The organism is Ruegeria sp. HKCCD7255, from assembly GCF_013031565.1.
GTDB lineage: Bacteria > Pseudomonadota > Alphaproteobacteria > Rhodobacterales > Rhodobacteraceae > Ruegeria.
In genome coordinates, this window is record NZ_WQAG01000001.1 from 478,583 (window position 1) to 496,607 (window position 18,025).

Consider the following 18,025-nt stretch of genomic DNA (forward strand, 5'->3'; position numbering starts at 1 on the left):
TAAAACTATCTGATAACGTAGATAAATTTGAGAATTCGGGCTCAAATCACATTGCCATGCGCGAACGGAACGAACGTCTGGTGTTGACTATCCTGCGCCGCCAAGGACCTCTGCCCAAGGCCGATCTGGCCCGAAAGACCGGACTTTCGGCTCAAACCGTGTCGGTTATCATGCGTGCCCTGGAGCGAGACGGGCTGCTGCAAAAGGGCGAAAAGATCCGTGGCAAGATAGGTCAACCTTCGATCCCGATGCGATTGGCGCCAGATGGCGCTTATTTTCTGGGGCTAAAGGTCGGGCGGAGGTCCACTGAACTGACCCTTGTCAATTTTGTTGGGCAAGAGCTGGCGCATATCCACAAGGACTATGCCTATCCGACCCCGCAAGAGGTGCTGGCCTTTGTGAAAGACGCGGTCGCCGAGCTGTGCGCGACCTTGCCTGCGGCACAACAAGCCCGCATCGCCGGTATGGGTGTCGCCTCACCCTATTTCCTGTGGGAATGGGCGAATGTCATCGGAATAGAGCCGCAAAAGATGGCTGGCTGGAAGGGATTTGACCTTGCCGCCGAAATCGATGCCCTTGTCGATTTTCCGGTGTACCTGGGGAATGACGCAACCAGCGCCTGCGGGGCCGAACTCACCTTTGGAACGTCCGAGCTCCCACCCGATTTTCTCTATATCTATATCGGGTATTTCGTGGGCGGAGGTGTGGTGTTGAACGGCGCGCTTTACGCCGGGCGCGCGGGCAACGCAGGTGCGGTGGGGCCTTTTCCTATTCTGTCCCAGACAGGCGAGGCCTCGCAGCTTATCGACAAGGCCTCGATGATCGGGCTGGAACGCCGGTTATTCGCCCGTACCGGACAAGAGCAGCTGTCGTCTCAGGTCGCCGCCGAGTGGTCACCCGCCGAACATGAGATGGTCGAAGATTGGTTGGAGGATGCCATTCCCCCTTTGACTCAGCTGATTGTGGGCGCGTGTTCGATCATCGATTTCCCCGCGATACTGATCGACGGCAACATGCCAGACACTTTGCGCGACAAGATCGTGGCCCGCGTATCCGCGGCGCTGGACCAAATGCCGCTTTCGGGCCTGATCCGACCCGATGTACAAGCCGGAACGCTCGGAGCCAGAGCGCGCCCTTTGGGGGCAGCAAGCCTGCCACTGTCGGAACGGTTCATGCTTAGGACATAGGTGTTTTTGGGATCAGATACGAATGTCGAGATCTTGAAAAAGCCCGCGCCAGAAGGGCTGACCGTCCCAGAATGGACCGAAATGATGCATCTGCTGCACGGGTACAAAGCGCAACGCCCGGCTGGCGGACAGGGAGAGTGCCCAATCTCGCAGCCTGTCTGGATCTGCGATATGCCCGACAGTTTGTATTTCATCCGGCAACGTCGCGAGGGCCTCTTCGCGCGGCTGGGCGATGACGCTCAGGCTCATCAGCCCCGGCAAGTCCTCGGGTGCTGGTGCTCCGGCCACGAATACCGCATCCCCGTTTGCGGTGCGCACCGCATGCCAGCCATTGGCGCGGGCCACCTGATCGGCCATGAAGCTGTCAGATGCGATATGAACGGGCGGGTTTGTGCCCGTCTGCGCATCGCTCAGTTCCTTTAGCCGGTTGGCAGTAGCGATTGCGTCTTTGGGCTCTGCGTCGATCAGCACAAGGCTTTGCGGCGACGTGCATCCAGCCTTGCCATAGATCCTGAAGACACGCAGCAAAGTGGTCAGCGCCGCGTCATCAAGAGCGGCGGGATCAGCCCAAACCAGTGAGCTGTGATCGGCAAAGGCAAAGAAGGGTGTGCCGGGCTTGTGTGGCAGAGATTCGACCGACAATGCAGCGGCGTCAGAACCAAAGAAGATCCGCGCATCTGCGGCAGAAGACCAGTCTGCATTTCTGGGGTCGTGGCGGTCAAACTGTTCGACGGTCAGGTTCTGTTGCCAGAGCCGTGTCAGGATTGGCCCGGCCCCGTTTTCCAGGATTTCATCTCGCAGATGCGCTGTCAGGTTCTCTGAACCCGTTCCGGCCTTGGCGCGAACATGCGCGCCGGTCAAAAGACACAGAGTGGTCGTAAGCGGCCCCAGAAGGCTGACATTATTGGGCAGCCAGATCGCAACATGTGCGCGCGGGCGGGCGATGCGCACAGGCATTGAATCCAGTTCGTCGGATGCAGGCCCAAAACCTTGGGTGAACACCGCACGCAGGGCTGAGCCGCGCATAAAACCCAAAAGATACCCCCACTCGTCGCGGCTGAATGCCGGTGGGGCCGCACGCCGTGCCATGCGGGCTGTCACCTCGTCATATTCGGCGCACAAAGCGTCGAGCGCAAAGGGGAGCGCAACCTGAACCACGCCACCGTTGCCGTCGCGAAAGCCGTGGTAGACGGGGGAGGTGTCAGACATTGGCGCATCCCCGCGTCTCGGACTTGGGCAAGCGCCCCAGCAGCTTGAACCGACGCCCGGACCGGCCACAGGGGCAGGGATCGCGGCGCACTTCGCCCTGATCTTCGGTCAGCACGCTGTGGTAGGGCGCGCCGCGCGGTGTCACGTTCATCAACTGAAGCTGTGCGGGCGTGTCATAGATCACATCATGGCTGATCGGATCACGCCCCAGCACATCGGCCCAAACCGGGACATGGCGCCACCCCGCCACGCATTCGGGATAGAGCAACCCGTTTTGTTCAACCAGCCCGTAGTAGTCAATGATCTGAGATCCGGGGCCTGAAATCCCAAGCAATTTGTCTTTCAAAGCGGCGGGCGCAACCCGTTCGGATTCCAGCTTTTTCCAACCGCCGCTGTGCACATAAGTCACTTTTACATTACGCAGGCGTTCGGCCAGATCTGCGGGCATGTCGCTGCCTGCCCAAAGGCGCCACAAGACCCAGGTAAATCCATAAACCAGAACGCTATCGCTACTGTGCAGGGCATCGCGCAGGTGATCCCACAAGACCGCACTGTCATGGTCTTGCGAGGCCAGCCCGAAATACAGCCGCGTCGCAAACGGGCGCAGCGCAAGCCCCGCCGCGATACGGGCACTGACCGTGCCACGCTGCACAAGTGCTGATTTCGCGTCGAGGATGATCAGCGGTTGTTCGGCCTCACCAATGAAATCCGACAGTATGGCCCGGCTGCTTTTGGCTTGCAGCACTGTGCTGTCCCGATCCAGCGCGATTTGGCTTGAGAGGTTCGACGATGTGGCGGATGAGTTCAGCACCCTTTCATAGCGGATCGTCCCATCCTGGGTTTGAAACAACACATGTTTGAAGGCCGAGACATGCAGAAAGGGCAGATCCTCAACGCGCGCGACCGGTGTGAAACCGGGGAAAACCCGGGCGTATTCCGGGCAATGGTCGCTGTGAAATTGGGTCAGCCGGTTCATCTCGGCTAAGAACGCTGTATCGTCGCGTGGCCCATAGGCGGGCATGTCGATCAGCGTGTTCATTGCGCGCTGACCTCAGTGATCAACGCGGGCAGCGTACCGTGCCGCACCGTCGCGACGTTGGTGCGGGTGCAGACGTCGCGCAGGATGGATTTCCAATGTGCCTCGATCAAATCGGGCCAATCCAGGGGCAGGTCAAGCGCGGGGGTCGAGATCGAATTGGCCAGCGCCAACACCGCATCGCGGTCGATACCCACCGCTTTCAGGCGATCCGCCGCTTTGTCTGAACGCGTGAAATTATACCGCAGAACCGGGGCCAGAAAGCCCGAACACAGGCGGGCGTGACCCAGTTGATCCTCTCGTCCCATTGTAGCCAGTTCGGCCCGCGCGGGGGCCTCAAGCACATGTGCCAGCCCATGCACCAGACCAACCGAGGCCTGCGCCTGACCCGCGCTTGCCAGCGCAGACAGTTCGAACCATTCGGCATCGTAGGAGTCACTCAGGTCCAGCATGGTGTGTAGTACATCAGCAAGATCTGCGCGCAACGCGTCTGTCGCCAGGGGGGACAAGAGCCCTTCCAGAGCGTGAGTCAGCGCATCGCCTTTTGACCAGAGAAGCGCGTCCTCGGGCAGGGTCTGCAAAAAACCCGGCAGATAGGCCCGGTATTCGGGTCGGAATTCCGGGCCTTTCAGAATGGTCTTGGCACCGCGATCATCCAGTACGGCGATATCATTTGCCTCGGCCCCGCTACCGAACCGGGTCGGGATGGCCAGCAAGGCGCAGTCGGGTCGGTTGCGACCGCGCCAGGCTTTTGCCGCGTCCAGCCGCGTACCGCCGCCCAGCCCCACCACTAGTTCTGCATCTGATGGGGTCTCAGCCGGTGTCTCGACAACGGGAAGCGCGGCCAAAGAGGGCACATCCTGCGCTGCCGCCACCCTGCCGGTGATCACCGCGCGTCGACCCGACAGCAGATCGGGCAGATCCGTCAGGGCGATGCGCGGGGGCAGGTCAATCAAAGGCGACACCCTTGGCTTTCAGGAAGGTGATAATGTCCGTGACACTGGCCAGCGCAATGGCTTCTTCTTCGGTCGGGTGATGACCAAACACCTCTTCGACCCCAATCGCCACTGCAACCGTTGCCATCGAATCCCACGTCTCGACCCCGTCCCGCGTCAGATCAAGCGAGAACTGCCCGTCTTCGAGCAAAAGCACGTCCTCAAGCAGATCCTGCAGCTTTTCGAGATTGGTCATGAAGATATGTTCCTTTTACACGCGCTGATCCCAGAGGATTTCCTGATCCGGCAGCGTTTCCAGTGCCAGAAGATCGATTTTTGAATTGCTCAGCCGTGGCAGCTTGTCAACGCGAATGATTTGCAGCGGCCAATGTGCCCGCGGATGGGCCGCGCGAAACCTATGCAGGATGGTGCGTGCGGCGGCACGATCCGCCGACCCTGCCAGGAATAGCTGCACCCCAGGCTCGCCAGAGCGATCCTTTGCAGGTGCCAGAACGAATTCCTGATCCCATACGGTTTCAATGGTTTCCCGTAGCCGCAGCAGCGAGATCTTTTCTCCATGGCGCTTGAACACTTCGCTTGTGCGCCCCAGAAGCTGCCAATGACCCGAGCTATCCTGCTCAGCGCGGTCTCCGGTCGCGATCCAGCCATCTGGCGCAAAGGGAGTATAGCCCTCGGGCGCGACAGAGCCCAACGCGGCGTAGGGGCTTTGGAACTGCAGCTCACCGCTGTCAGAGCTGCGCAGGGTGATCCCGGTCAAGGGAGTACCAAGCTGACCCAAAGGCGGCGTGGTATCGGCCTGCACATGCGCGGTGACGTCCGCGATGGTCAGGCGCGGCATGGCTTCGGCGCAGCCGTAATTGTCAAAGAAACGTGCATTGGGAAACAGCCGGGCAAGGGTGTGGGACTGAGCCCAGGGAAACGGGCTGCCTGCAAATGCCACGGTCTTGATTTTGGGAAAGCTGACTTCACCCAAAGCGCTCAGCAACGGCACTTGGGCCGCTACAAGGCAGAGCAAACCCCGTTCGCGTTCCCCCAGAACCTTTGCGAAGTGGTCCGGATCGGACAAGCGCGCAAAGATCCTATTTAGACTCTGTTTCTGTGCCAGCACCCATTGGTTTACGAAAGAAAAACAATAGCTGAGCGGCAGGGTCATGATCGCCGTATCCCCGGGGGCCACGCCCTGCATCTGACCGATCTCAACGGCGATGGCTTCGGCACGTAGTCTGCTGGCCACCAGCAGCTTGGGCGCCCCGGTTGAGCCTGACGTGGCCAGCAAGACATGATCGGTGCGCAGCGTTTCGGGCAGCGCCTGCACGCAGGCTTCGATCCACGCGCTGTCCTGATCAAACCGGTGCGGCAGAAGGGCAAAGCTGGGCGTGCCGGGCTGCCACATCCGCGAAAGATCGTGCAGAAAGTCCGGGGTGGTTTGGTCGTGAAGGATCATGAGCGCGCAGGTGACAGGTCAGGAATTGTGGTTTTCAACTCTTATCCCTGCAAAGAGGGGAAGGAAACTCTTGTGACGAGGATAATCTTGGTCGGTATCCTGGTAAAATCACTTCGCAATTTGGTGTTCATGCGTTTGGCAATGGCATCGCGCGACCCGTTGTAATAGCACATGGGGCGAGACAAACGATGGGGCTTAGGGTGACGCAAGACAGCGACATGCCAAATTCGACCGAGGCGGCACATACAGAAGCCTGGGACGCGCTCAACGCCGAGCTGGATCAATGGCAGGCTCAAGGGCACATCGCCACGTTCTGGTGGCGCGATGATGATGCCTCGCGCCCCGGTCCACAGTTGTCGCGCCTGCTGTCGCTGTCGGCCAAGACGGGCACACCCGTTGTTCTGGCCTCGATTCCGGCGACTGCGGATGTTGCCTTTGCCGATACGGTCCTGGCCCATCCAACTGCCTATGTCGCGCAGCACGGGTATGCGCATATTAACCACGCCAAGGGCAGCGGTGACAAAGGGGCGTGGGAATTGGGCCGTCACAGACCGTTAGAGACTGTTTTGGACGAGCTGCAACAAGGCCGCCGGGGCCTGTCGGACCTGTTTGGGCCTGACCGGTTTCTACCTGTCATGGTGCCCCCTTGGAACCGCATTGACCCGAGCGTTGTCGCGGAACTTCCGGCGTTGGGCTATACCGCGCTGTCCTTGTGTGATGCGCGGCCGGCGGCAGAGGCCGCGCCGGGGCTGCGCTTGGTCAACAGCCATTGCGATCCAATCAAATGGAAAGGCGGCGCCCGGTTTACCGGCACGGCCAAATCCATATCGTTCCTCACCGACCATTTGATCGCGCGTCGGACCGGTTCTGCCGATGCGGCTGAACCCACCGGGCTGCTAACCCATCATATCGATCACGACGCCGCCACCTGGGATTTTTGCGAAACGCTTTTGGGGCACCTCACGGCGCATCCGGCTGTCCGGTTTCCCGCACCCAGCGAGGTTTTTGCGTCATGATCATCCGACCTGCCGAAAAAGAGGATACCGAGGCCGCAGTGGCGCTGCTGCATGGCAAGATGAACTCAAAACTGTCGCCAGAACGCTGGCGCGGCATCTTTGATTATGACTGGAACATGCCCAAGCCCAACTATGGCTATGTGGCCGAGGCTGATGGGCGCATTGTGGGGTATCTGGGGGCCGTTCACTCCCAACGCATGTTGCCGCAAGGGGTGCTGAACCTGACAAATATGTGCGCGTGGTATGTGGAAAAGGAATACCGTGGCAGTGCCGGGCTGCTGATGATGGTCCGGGCCACAGCGGACCCGGATCGACACTATACCAGCATGACCAGCACCAGCAATCCGCGCACAATGGCGGCGCTAAGGGCCTGCGGATTTGCCTCGTTGGACGATTATCGCTGGGACTGGCAGCGGCGCAGCGCCGGGTCGGAGGTGTTGGACGTGATCACCGATCCTGCGGATCTGATGCCACATCTTCAGCCGCATGAGGCGCGATATATGCAGGATCTGCTGCCCTATGGGGTGCGCCCGGTGTTGATGCGTCACCCCGAAGGTGAAAGCTTCGCCATCTTTTCGGTGACGCAAAAAGGGGCGGATCAGCCGTGGTGGGATGTGCTCTATATTCGTGACGCGCATGAGGGGTTTCTGACCCGTTTCGGGCAAGAGATCGCAGACGCCCTATTGCCAGCCGACAACGCGGTGCTTTCGGCAGATGCGCGGTTCTGCGGCGGTGACCCAGACGATGCGACGCGTATCAAACTGCCCGCACCGCGCTTTGTGAAATCCAAGAGCCTGAACGGGCCAGAGCTGGATCACCTTTATACCGAGCTTCAGCTGCTGTCGCTCAAGCTGGATTGAACCACGCGCCCTTGGGTGGCGCGCCAAGATGTGTCACAAGCAGTTGCAAACAAAGACCAAACCTCAGCAAAGGCCGGCCATGCTTACCAAGTTGCGCAAGATGTTTTATCGGGCACGGGGCTATTACAATGGCCGCCTCAATGGGGATCCGTTCCGGCTGGATCCCTATCACTCCAAATTCTGGCGCAAAGCGACCGCCGGGGATTGGGAGCCCGAAACCTTTGCCGTGCTGGACAAGTTTCTGTCGCCTGATCGCGACTATATCGACATTGGGGCCTGGGCCGGGGCCACTGTACTCTATGCCGCGCGCCGAGCGCGCCATGTGTGGTGTTTTGAGCCCGATCCCGTTGCCTATCGCTATTTGATCTGGAACCTCGAATTGAACGGGATCACCAATGTTTCGGCCTTTGGGGCCGCGCTTTGGGGAGAAACCGGAGTGATGCGCATGGCGAGCCTGGGCGGCGAGCCGGGGGATTCCATGACGTCCGTGCTTGGAGACACCAGCAAGGGCACCGAGGCACTGAGCCTGTCATGGGAGGTGTTTGAAAAAGCGGTGGATCTGAGCGATGTTTCATTGGTCAAGATGGATGTGGAAGGCGCTGAATTTGCGCTGGTGCCACATCTGCGCCCCTGGTTGCAACAACAACGCCCCGCTTTCTACCTGTCCACCCATGCGCCTTTTGTCGAGCAGGATGGCGGGGCTGTAGCGTTGCAAGAGCTTGCGAAGAATTTGGAGTTCTACGGCGGATGCAGCCTTGATGGGGTGGAACAGCCGGTCCAACAGGCTTTTTCCTCGGACCGGGCGCGAACTCAATTCCCAAGCTTTCTGTTCACTTGAAGCCCAATAGGGTCCGGGTTTTCACGTGACACGGAGTGCCCGCCAGGACACGGTAGAGTGACTTTTTGGTCACATGCTTTGCAGGGCGCGCCTAAAACCTTTGAGTGAATCAGCGTTCCCAACTAAACGGCGGTCTCACATCGGTCAATCGGACCCAAACCGTAACCCCTAGCAAAGAAAGGGAACCACATGCATATTCGCAATTTTGCCCTTTCGGGGCCGATCAATACCTAAGCTGAAATCAGATCAGGTTTGATCCCAATCGCTGGCGTTTGGCTGGCGTTTTTACATACGTTTTTGGGTACTATCTTATGGGCAATTCTGTCTTGGATGGTCGCGCGTCCGCTGTGATCAGCGACGGCATCATCACGAAATTCTATACATCTGCGGCCTGGATTGATGGTCGGGCCGAACAACAACTTGAGGACATCGCGGGATGGCCCGGCGTGCGCAAAATCGCGGCGTTCCCGGATCTGCACCCCGGTAAATTCGGGCCGATCGGTTGCGCCGTTCTGGCAAACCGGATCTATCCGCAACTGGCTGGGAACGATATCGGCTGCGGCATGTCGCTGTTCCAGCTGGATTTGCCTGTGCGCAGGCTGAAGTTGGACAAGGCGCTGCGGCGGCTGCGCGCGCTGGGTGTGCCGACCGATCACAGCAACGGAGCACGGTTGGAGGAGGCAGGCCTTGCGCCCGACCTCTTTGCTGATGCTTTGGGCACCATTGGTGGTGGCAATCATTTTTGCGAGGTTCAACAGTTGGACGACGCCGATGCTCAGGTCGGTCTGGACAAGACGCGCCTGTATCTGCTGGTGCATGCCGGCTCTCGCGGATTTGGCAATGCGGTTTTGGGTGCGCTACGCACGGGGGCCTTTGCGGGCCTTGCCGCAGACAGCGAAAGCGCGCGGGCCTATATTCGGGATCATGACCGGGCGGTGCTCTGGGCGCGCCTGAACCGTCAGATCATTGCCGAACGGGCCGCCGAGGCGTTGCGGGCTGAGCTGCAATTGGTGGTCGATGCGCCCCATAACCTGATCGAGGAGACAGCGCAGGGTTGGCTGCACCGCAAAGGGGCGGCGATTGCCGCGCGCGACTATGTTCCGCTGGCGGGATCGCGCGCAAGCGCAAGCTATCTGCTGGCGCCTGCTGGTCACGGTGACGCGCTGGGTAGCTTGGCGCATGGTGCGGGGCGGCGCTATGATCGGTCGTCGATGCATGGGCGGGTTCGGGCAAAGAAATCCGACCTTGAAGCCATGCAGCAAACCCCGTTTGGCGGGCGCATCCTGTGTGAAGACCGTGATCTTTTGGTTGAGGAAGCGCCTTTGGCCTATAAATCCGCCCAATCCGTTGCGGAGGATCTGCATCGCACCGGTGCGGCAGATTGCGTGGCGCGGTTCCATCCGCTCATCACCTTCAAGAAGGTCCGAGAGGGTGGGCCGAGATGAGCGCGCCTGACCATATCTCGCTTTTGGTGACCAGCGGCTCTGGCCCTGCTGAATGTCAGCTGGCGGTGGCGCATGTGCTAAAGGTCATGCGTTCCGAGTCCGAAGCATTGGCGTTGGATTTCGATGCGCATGCCGAACGTTCTGAACACGGCGTCAGATCTGTCGTGGTTGTCGTCAGCGGTGCAGCTGCGGCGGATTTCGCCCGAAACTGGCGCGGTACGATCCAATGGCGCGCGCCAAGCAGGCTCCGCCCATCGCATAAGCGCGCCAACTGGTTCATTGGCGTGTTCGATTTGCCCGTGCCCGCGATAGGTCCCGAACATCTTCGTGCGGGTGATGTCGTGTTCGACACGTTCCGCGCCGGTGGTCCCGGAGGGCAGCATCAGAACACAACGGATAGCGCGGTGCGGGCGACACACCGGCCAACCGGGCTTGCTGCGGTGGCGCGTGCGGCACGGTCACAACATCGCAACAAAGCGCTGGCGCTGGCGCGGCTTCAGCAATTGTTGGCCGCCCGCACCGCCGCGTCAGAGGCCGACCAGAAGGCGCTCCGCAATGGGCTGCATCACGCTTTACAGCGCGGCAACCCGGTGCGGTGCTTCAAAGGCCATGACTTTCGAGACGTAACAGGGGGCTAGGATGGCGATCGTGGATCAGTTTTTGACCAATGCCCTGACCAGCGACTTTTTCGCCGGCGGTCTGGCGCTGGGTGCCTTTGGGGTTGTGGTTGCCTTTCTGCGCCTTGCGTTCCTGTCGCTCTACCGTTTGGTTCTGCGGCGCATCTGGGTCAGCCTGACATTGGACAACCGCAGCCCGTCCTATCGCCATTTCTGCATCTGGATGGAGCAGAACAACGTTTTGTCCCAGTCCCGACATGTACGCATGATGGATGGCGAATGGGCGATTGGTACCAAGGGCTATGCGCCGTCACCCGGTCAGCACTGGTTCTTTTGGCAAGGCAAGCTGTGTCGTCTGGGCCGTGACATCGACGAAAAGTCGAAGGTGGGTGGCGCGCATAACCAACGGCCAATGGAAGTGTTGACCGTGACGGTCCTGTTCGGGCGGGTGCAGACCATTCTGGGCTGGATCGCCGAAGGACGCGCGATTTCACAGACCCGGGACCGTATCGGCCCTGGCCTTCATATCCTGAAAGGTGACTGGTGGGATCATGTGGGCGATGTGCCGCGCCGAGGGCTGGAGTCGGTGCTGGTGGATGATGACCGTATCTACAAGGTGCTGGAGGATATGCGGTGGTTCTATGGCGCCAGAACCTGGTACGCGGAACGCGGTGTGCCGTGGCGGCGCGGCTACCTGTTTCATGGCCCGCCGGGTACGGGCAAATCCAGCCTTATTCGCGCGCTCGCGTCAGAGCTTTCGCTGGATATCGCAACGCTCGATATCGGGCGGGTGACCCTGACCGATGACGATCTGCGCGAGGCGATGATGTGTGCCCCGTCCGGGTCCCTGATTGCCATCGAAGATGTGGATGCCGTGTTTACGCAGCGCGAGGGCGGGGAAAAGCGCTCGGGCGTCAGCTTTTCGGGCCTGCTCAACGCTATTGATGGCGTGGCGGCGCAGGAAGGGCGCGCGCTGGTCATGACAACGAACCACAAGGAACGGTTGGATCCGGCTTTGATCCGGCCGGGTCGTGCGGACGTGCATACCGAGCTTGGCCTGATCAGCGCCAGAACTGCGCGCCGCCTGTTTGATCGGTTTTTCCCCGGTGAGCTGGAACTGGCGGAGCGTTTCGAACAACATTTACAAGATCAAAGGCACAGCCCGGCCCGGATACAAGGTTGGTTGTTAGCCAACAGCAAAGATGCCGCCGCGGCTGCAACCGCATCTGGGCTTGTGCGCCAATTGGGCGACATAGCCGCCGAATAGACGCGCGGGACTGACGTTAGAGCGCGCTCCATTCCAACCCGAACTTCCCCAGATATTTCCTGAGCCGATCGGCGTCATTCTGGGTTTTGCGCTTTGCCCGCGACACAGCAAACAATGCACGTCCGGCCGCGCTCAGACTTGAGGACTGGCGACAGATACGGATCACTTGCGCCAGTTGCACCAGGTCAAACGGGTCCACATCCGACACCGCGTCGCCCATCACATCAGCCACCAGCTTGAAATCATCATTTGACTGCGCGGATTTCCAATCGGCCAAAAGTTTCTCGATTTCCGATGACACCATCGCGCGCGTGATCCGGCCACGGGGCGCAAGCGTGCACAACCTGCGGATCGAGCCCGAAAAATCGCGAAAATTGCCGGGCCAAAGGGTCGCCGGATCTTTGGCAAATTCAAGATATTGCGCGCGTGCATCCGCGTTGAATCCGACATGGTTGCCCAGATCACGTTCGCATCGTTCCAGCTCATGCCTCAGATTGGCCTCAATATCCTCAGTGCGGTTGCGCAGCGCAGGCAGGGTGAAACTCCAAGTGTTCAGCCGCGCCAGGAGGTCCGGGCGAAAGTCTCCTGAGGCCGTGAGGCTGCGCAGATCCCGGTTGGCCCCGGTGATCAGGTGAAACCGGCTTGAGATTTCATGGTCGGCCCCCAGCGGATAGAAGCGCCCGGTTTCAATTGCGTGCAGCAGGACCGACTGCATATTGGCGTTCAACTCGTCCACATCATCCAAAAACAGCACGCCGCCATCCGCCTCACGCAACAACCCGCTGCGTTCGGTCCCCGCCGCCCCAATGTATGATCGGCGCTGGCCAAACAAAGTGGCCATGGCATCGGGTCCGTTCAGCGTGGCGCAGTTGACGTGAACCAGACGTCCCTTGATGCGGCGTCGATCCAGTTTGAGGCTGTGTATCCGTTCGGCCAGTTCGGTTTTGCCGGTCCCGGTTTCCCCCAGCAGTAAAATGGGTTCGTCCGAGTTGCTGGCAATCAGCTCGATCCGGTCGATCAGTGCGTTGTACTGCGCGTTGCGCGTTTCGATCCCACCCTTCAGCTGGTCGCTATACTCACGCGACAGCTGATCGAAGCGTTGTTGCAAAGCGTTATATCGGCTGAGGTCCAGATCGATGATATCAAACTTTGGGACATCATCGTTCGGACCGGGAGGGCCGGTCTGGATCAGACGTGCGGGGATATGGCGGCTTTCGGTCAGCAGGAACCAGCAAATCTGGGCCACATGGGTGCCGGTGGTCAGGTGGACGTGATATTGCTCACGATCTTCGTCAAACCCATAGGCGCGGGCGAAATCGAACAGCTTGCCGTAGACCTCCTGGAAATCCCAAGGGTCGGCCAAATCCATGCGCTGCAGCAGCACTTCGGTCTGGGGCGACAGCTCTTCGATTTCGGCTTTGACCTGATGGGCCAGGCGATTGAACCTGTGGTCATGCAGCAGTTCCAGCCGGTCGACATTGAAATGGTCATGCATTGCCAGACTGGGCGTGGGCTTCCAGCGCCGTTTCTTGCCCATGTCCAGCTGCGTTCCAAGGAATCCAATGACGATGTTCTGCATGATATATCTAAATTTATAAAATCCGATCCATTCCTATCGTAATGTCAGGAGTGTATTTGATCAACTGGGGTAAAAGTTGTTTAATTACAAATATTTATGCGTTTTTCGGGTTTTTCTCGGTCCGGGGTGCCTGACATGGCAAAACGTCCTCAAGAAACAAACGAGGACAAAGAAATGGCGAACAAATCCGTGTTTGCATCGATCAAAGGCCGGTTGTTGCCAAAAGCGACAGCGAAGAACGCCCATGGCGCGCCGGCCTATGCTTATTCCGATGCCCATGCTCTGGCACAGGTCGCCGTGACCGGCACTTTCGGGGGCATGTTCTATCAAACGCCGCAGGACGAGCTGGAATACGTTCTGGATGTGGCCGAAGCCGTCGAGCCGCGCTTTCTGGCGCAGGCCGCGATCTATGCCCGCCGGTCGGGATACATGAAGGATATGCCCGCTGTATTGCTGGCTGTTCTGGCCCGGCGTGATCCGGTCTTGTTCCGGGTCGCTTTTGGCCAGGTGGTCGATAACGGCAAGATGCTGCGCAATTTTGTGCAGGTTATCCGGTCTGGTCAGACCGGGCGGAAGTCGCTGGGGTCTGCGCCAAAAGCAATGGTGCAGAACTGGTTGAACACCGCCTCTGACCGGGCGCTGCTGAACGCCAATATCGGGAATGACCCGTCTTTGGCGGACGTGATCAGGATGGTGCACCCGAAACCGGCCTCGGCCGAACGGGAGGCGCTGTTTGCCTGGATCGTCGGGCGGCCGTGTAATCTGGCACGGCTGCCACAGGCCTTGCAGGACTGGATCGCGTTTCGCGAAACCGGCAAAGGGCCGGTGCCGGATGTGCCGTTTCAGATGCTGACGCAGCTGGAACTGTCGACCGAGCATTGGGCGCGGATTGCGCGCAGAGGCTCGTGGCAGATGGTGCGGCAGAACCTGAACACGTTTTTGCGCCATGGTGTCTTCAACGTGGCCCGGAATTTGGATCATGTGGCTGCGTTGCTGCGTGACCCGCAGGCCATCGCCAAGGCGCGCGCGTTTCCGTACCAGTTGATGGTGACGGCACAGAACGTGTCTGGAGAGATGCCGGCCAAGATCGTTGACGCGTTGCATGACGCGATGGAAATCGCCGTGCAGAACGTGCCGAAGGTTTCGGGGCAGGTTGTTGTCTGCCCGGACGTTTCGGGCTCGATGACCTGGCCGGTGACCGGGTACCGCCCGGGTGCGACCTCGGTCGTGCGCCATGTGGATGTCGCGGCCTTGGTGGCGGCGTCCTTTCAGCGCGTGAACCGCGGGTGTCAGGTATTGCCGTTCGACTTCGACGTGCGTGATGTACGTCTGAGGCCGCGCGACACGATCCTGACCAATGCCGAGCGTTTGGCTGCTCTGGCCGGAGGTGGGACGAACTGTTCCGCACCGCTGGACTGGCTGAACAAACGTGGCCACGCACCGGATCTGGTGGTGTTCGTGTCCGATAACCAATCCTGGGTTGATGCCGGGAACGGGCGTCAGGGCACAGCGATGATGCAGGAATGGGAAGTGATCAAGCGACGCAACCCAAAGGCCAAACTGGTCTGCATCGATATCGCCCCTTACGGGACCACCCAGGCGCAGACGCGCAGCGATGTGCTGAATGTCGGCGGTTTCTCGGACGCGGTCTTTGACCAGATCGCAGCCTTTGCTGACGGTAAAACCGGCCCGGATCACTGGGTCGCACAGATCGAAAGGATCGCAATTTGAAAACGGGTCAGGCGGAATGCCTGTGGGACTACATTTAAGGTAATGTCACTGTCTCACAACCGGACTTGTCCGCCTGACTCAACCGAATTTTCCGGCGAATGCCGGTGGAACTACATACCCAACAGGTCGCGGGTTCGAGACCCGCCATCGCGCTCCGCGATGTAGCTCAGGTGGATAGAGCAGTTGGCCTCAATGTTTCACCCCGGTCGTGATTTGCTTGCAAACATGACCAACTTGTCGCCGGGACCCGAACAACATCAGGCAGAATGCCGGTGGGACTACATCGCTGAACCCGATCAGCACCCGTGAAAGGGTGCTGTCTCACCAACTCTTGTCTGCCTGACCCGAACAAAAGGAAAATCTCGGCGAATGCCGGTGGAACTACAGAATGTTAATCTCCGGGTCGCGGGTTCGAATCCCGCTCGTCCCAGCCCGTTAGGGAGGGACGGTAGCTCAGTCAGGTAGAGCAGGTGTTTCACCCCGGTCGTGCTTTGCACGCAAACACGACCGATTTGTCGTCGAGACCCAATTCGAAAGGAATACCCCGGCGAATGCCGAAGGAACTACATGGCACACCATGGGCAGGTCGAGCGGGTTCAACTCCCCTCCTTGCCGGCGCCAAGACGGAAAACGCATCTGCCCATTCAGGTGCGGGGCGGGCCTTCCAAACGTTTCTTCACCTTTTGTCGTCGGGGCCAGTTGAGCAAAATTATTGAGGTATCAAAATGGTAATCAATACAGGACAGCTTTGGGCAGTCGAGGCCACACATGAGGCACCGGCCCTTTTTGTAAAAATCTGTCGGTTGGATGAGTCTACACAGCAAGGTGTTCAGTCTGGCAAAATCGTAGGGGTCTCTTTGATTCCGCAAGATGAGCAAACGGACTATCCGTCGCTCTCACATGCTCCAATTCATGAGCATTCCCTTGGGCTGAGCGAATCTAAACTTATCGCTGACGACATCGCGCCGGACGAAGATTTTGACGAAGGCTACACAATTTGGCTGGAAGCCTATCAGGACGGAAAGGCTGGCGCGTTTTCGCTTTCGCCTTCGCAAGTCTATCACCTTGTTACTTCAGTTGCCCATGACGGGCAGAACTCGGACTAAGAAAATGACCGAAGAAAACACATTCGATCCCGTAACCGGGGACCACCTGAAAGACTGGGGTCACCACCCTGGCAAACAATTCCCCGCCCTGCTGGCGCGCGCGAATGAGATGCGGGCCGAGGGGTTCGGCCTGGTGCGCATTCGTCAGGAGTTGGAGGGCGAGATCCCTCCGGTCCCGCCGACGATGGATCTGCGCGCACCCGAAGAGGTGGCGTTTCACGAAAATATCGACGCGGGCGATGCGGATGAAGAGGACAACGTTCTCAAAGTGCGCGAGACCATGACCCAATTGATGCGGACCCCGACCATCGAGTCCGGGGCGATCATGCCGGATGCCTGTCCGGCTGGTCCGGTTGGCACGATCCCGGTCGGGGGTGTGGCCGCAGCGCGCAATGCGATCCATCCGGGGATGCACTCGGCCGATATCTGTTGTTCGGTCATGATCACCGATCTGGGCAATGCCGATCCCAAAGCGGTGCTGGATGCCGCGCAATCGGTGACCCATTTTGGCCCGGGGGGGCGACCGCAGGGTAAACGGTTCACAACCTCGCTGAAACTGCTGGATGCGTTCCGGGAAAATCCGTTTCTGGACAACCACAAATCTCTGCGCATGGCGCAAGAACATATGGGAACGCAGGGCGACGGGAACCATTTCCTGTTCGTGGGACGCTCGCGCAATACCGGGCGGACGGCGATTGTCACCCATCATGGCTCACGCGGGCCGGGGGCGGTTCTGTACAAGAACGGCATGGTCGTGGCAGAACGGTTCCGTAAGGAGCTGTCGCCGCAAACCGCCAAGCAGAACGCCTGGATTCCAGCCGATACCGAAGAGGGGCGCGATTACTGGGATGCACTGCAGCTGATCCGTAAATGGACCAAGGCCAACCATAACGCGATCCATCAGGCAACGGTCGAAGCCGCGCGTGTAGGCGACGTCGGCGATCGGTTCTGGAACGAGCATAACTTCGTCTTTAGGCGGGGGGATTTGTTCTATCACGGCAAAGGCGCAACCCCAGCCTGGGGAGACTATGCCGCCGATGCGACAGGTCTCACGCTGATCCCGTTGAACATGTCCGAGCCGGTTCTGATCGTGCGCGGCAAAGATGCCGGTCACGGTCTGGGGTTCAGCCCGCATGGGGCCGGGCGGAACTTTTCGCGGTCCGAGCATAAACGTCGGATGGGGTCGGTGACACCGGATGAGATGCTGAAGGCGGAAACCGAAGGCCTGGACGTGCGCTTCCATGCCGGTGGCGTGGACGCCTCCGAACTGCCGTCGAGCTATAAAAGCGCAGACAGCGTGGTGGCGCAGATCAAATCCTATGATCTGGCCGAGATCGAGGACTATATCGATCCCTTCGGCTGTATCATGGCCGGAGACGTTCCACCGTTCTGGAAAAACAAAAAGAAAGGTCGCCGGTAATTGCTGGCGACCTTTGTCTTGCCGGCTCAACCCTCGTGTCAAGAAAGGGAGATGTGCTTCGATTGCACAGGCATCCGAGCGGATATCATCAAGACCAGCACCAGCCTAACCACGCGCGGGGAAAACGATACATAGTAAACAGTGGTGAGCCGTACAGGATTCGAACCGCGGACCTACTGATTACAAATCTTATCAGCCCCTTTTCGACAGCATTGTAGCCAATTCGATTTGGCAGTAGATTCCTTTAAATAAAAGGAGTTTTTGCCTGCTGAGATTTCTATAAGACCCTTCCCAACTCTCTGCACTTTGCTTAC

Annotated in this window: 16 protein-coding genes; 10 read left to right on the forward strand and 6 right to left on the reverse strand. The window is 59.3% G+C overall.

Annotation, left to right across the window (positions count from 1 at the left end; all coding sequences use genetic code 11):
• Positions 1–56: 56 nt before the first annotated feature.
• The gene (locus GOX45_RS02300) at positions 57–1,187 is read left to right on the forward strand and encodes an ROK family transcriptional regulator (protein WP_171097567.1); all 1,131 of its coding nucleotides are present in this window, start codon (positions 57–59) and stop codon (positions 1,185–1,187) included.
• Between the two features lie 12 nt (positions 1,188–1,199).
• Here GOX45_RS02300 and GOX45_RS02305 read toward each other — a convergent pair whose 3' ends face one another.
• Genes GOX45_RS02305 through GOX45_RS02325 form a run of 5 tightly spaced genes read right to left on the reverse strand, consistent with a single transcriptional unit; the run spans position 1,200 to position 5,832 of the window.
• Complete coding sequence (locus tag GOX45_RS02305; protein ID WP_171097570.1) at positions 1,200–2,396, reverse strand: acyl-CoA reductase; 1,197 nt, start codon at positions 2,394–2,396, stop codon at positions 1,200–1,202.
• Complete coding sequence (locus tag GOX45_RS02310) at positions 2,389–3,435, reverse strand: hypothetical protein (protein WP_171097572.1); 1,047 nt, start codon at positions 3,433–3,435, stop codon at positions 2,389–2,391. Before GOX45_RS02310 ends, GOX45_RS02305 begins: the two co-directional genes overlap by 8 nt.
• Entirely contained in the window at positions 3,432–4,388 is a 957-nt protein-coding gene (locus GOX45_RS02315; protein ID WP_171097574.1) for an iron-containing alcohol dehydrogenase, read from the reverse strand. The genes GOX45_RS02310 and GOX45_RS02315 overlap by 4 nt, the downstream gene beginning before the upstream one ends.
• A complete protein-coding gene (locus tag GOX45_RS02320; protein ID WP_171097575.1) occupies positions 4,381–4,623 on the reverse strand; it encodes a hypothetical protein in 243 nt (80 codons plus the stop codon). The genes GOX45_RS02315 and GOX45_RS02320 overlap by 8 nt, the downstream gene beginning before the upstream one ends.
• Before the next feature lie 15 nt (positions 4,624–4,638).
• Positions 4,639–5,832, reverse strand: a complete 1,194-nt coding sequence (locus tag GOX45_RS02325; RefSeq protein WP_171097578.1) for a class I adenylate-forming enzyme family protein — start codon at positions 5,830–5,832, stop codon at positions 4,639–4,641.
• 200 nt (positions 5,833–6,032) lie between these two features.
• Between GOX45_RS02325 and GOX45_RS02330 the strand changes: the two genes are divergently transcribed.
• The 6 genes from GOX45_RS02330 (at position 6,033) to GOX45_RS02355 (ending at position 11,875) form a co-directional block, all read left to right on the forward strand.
• Positions 6,033–6,848: a polysaccharide deacetylase family protein gene (locus GOX45_RS02330; protein ID WP_217350244.1), complete on the forward strand. Its 816-nt coding sequence runs from the start codon at positions 6,033–6,035 to the stop codon at positions 6,846–6,848.
• Positions 6,845–7,708 (forward strand): GNAT family N-acetyltransferase, encoded by an 864-nt coding sequence (locus tag GOX45_RS02335; protein ID WP_171097580.1) that lies wholly within the window; start codon positions 6,845–6,847, stop codon positions 7,706–7,708. Before GOX45_RS02330 ends, GOX45_RS02335 begins: the two co-directional genes overlap by 4 nt.
• Before the next feature lie 79 nt (positions 7,709–7,787).
• Positions 7,788–8,546 (forward strand): FkbM family methyltransferase, encoded by a 759-nt coding sequence (locus GOX45_RS02340; RefSeq protein ID WP_171097581.1) that lies wholly within the window; start codon positions 7,788–7,790, stop codon positions 8,544–8,546.
• A 311-nt stretch (positions 8,547–8,857) separates the two neighbouring features.
• On the forward strand, positions 8,858–9,991 hold the full coding sequence (locus GOX45_RS02345) for an RNA ligase RtcB family protein (RefSeq protein ID WP_171097583.1): 1,134 nt from the start codon (positions 8,858–8,860) through the stop codon (positions 9,989–9,991).
• Positions 9,988–10,629: a peptide chain release factor H gene (gene prfH, locus GOX45_RS02350; RefSeq protein WP_171097585.1), complete on the forward strand. Its 642-nt coding sequence runs from the start codon at positions 9,988–9,990 to the stop codon at positions 10,627–10,629. The genes GOX45_RS02345 and prfH overlap by 4 nt, the downstream gene beginning before the upstream one ends.
• A gap of 1 nt (position 10,630) precedes the next feature.
• Complete coding sequence (locus GOX45_RS02355; protein WP_171097587.1) at positions 10,631–11,875, forward strand: AAA family ATPase; 1,245 nt, start codon at positions 10,631–10,633, stop codon at positions 11,873–11,875.
• A gap of 16 nt (positions 11,876–11,891) precedes the next feature.
• Here the strand turns inward: GOX45_RS02355 and rtcR are convergent, their stop codons facing one another.
• Entirely contained in the window at positions 11,892–13,454 is a 1,563-nt protein-coding gene (rtcR, locus tag GOX45_RS02360; RefSeq protein ID WP_171097589.1) for an RNA repair transcriptional activator RtcR, read from the reverse strand.
• Positions 13,455–13,628: 174 nt separating this feature from the next.
• On the opposite strand from rtcR, the gene GOX45_RS02365 reads away from it, so the two are divergent.
• The 3 genes from GOX45_RS02365 (at position 13,629) to GOX45_RS02375 (ending at position 17,711) form a co-directional block, all read left to right on the forward strand.
• Positions 13,629–15,185 (forward strand): RNA-binding protein, encoded by a 1,557-nt coding sequence (locus GOX45_RS02365; RefSeq protein ID WP_171097591.1) that lies wholly within the window; start codon positions 13,629–13,631, stop codon positions 15,183–15,185.
• Between the two features lie 725 nt (positions 15,186–15,910).
• Complete coding sequence (locus GOX45_RS02370) at positions 15,911–16,291, forward strand: hypothetical protein (protein ID WP_171097593.1); 381 nt, start codon at positions 15,911–15,913, stop codon at positions 16,289–16,291.
• A 4-nt stretch (positions 16,292–16,295) separates the two neighbouring features.
• Positions 16,296–17,711 carry an RtcB family protein gene (locus GOX45_RS02375; RefSeq protein WP_171097595.1) on the forward strand — a complete coding sequence of 472 codons (1,416 nt, stop codon included), beginning with the start codon at positions 16,296–16,298 and terminating at the stop codon, positions 17,709–17,711.
• Positions 17,712–18,025 lie beyond the last annotated feature (314 nt).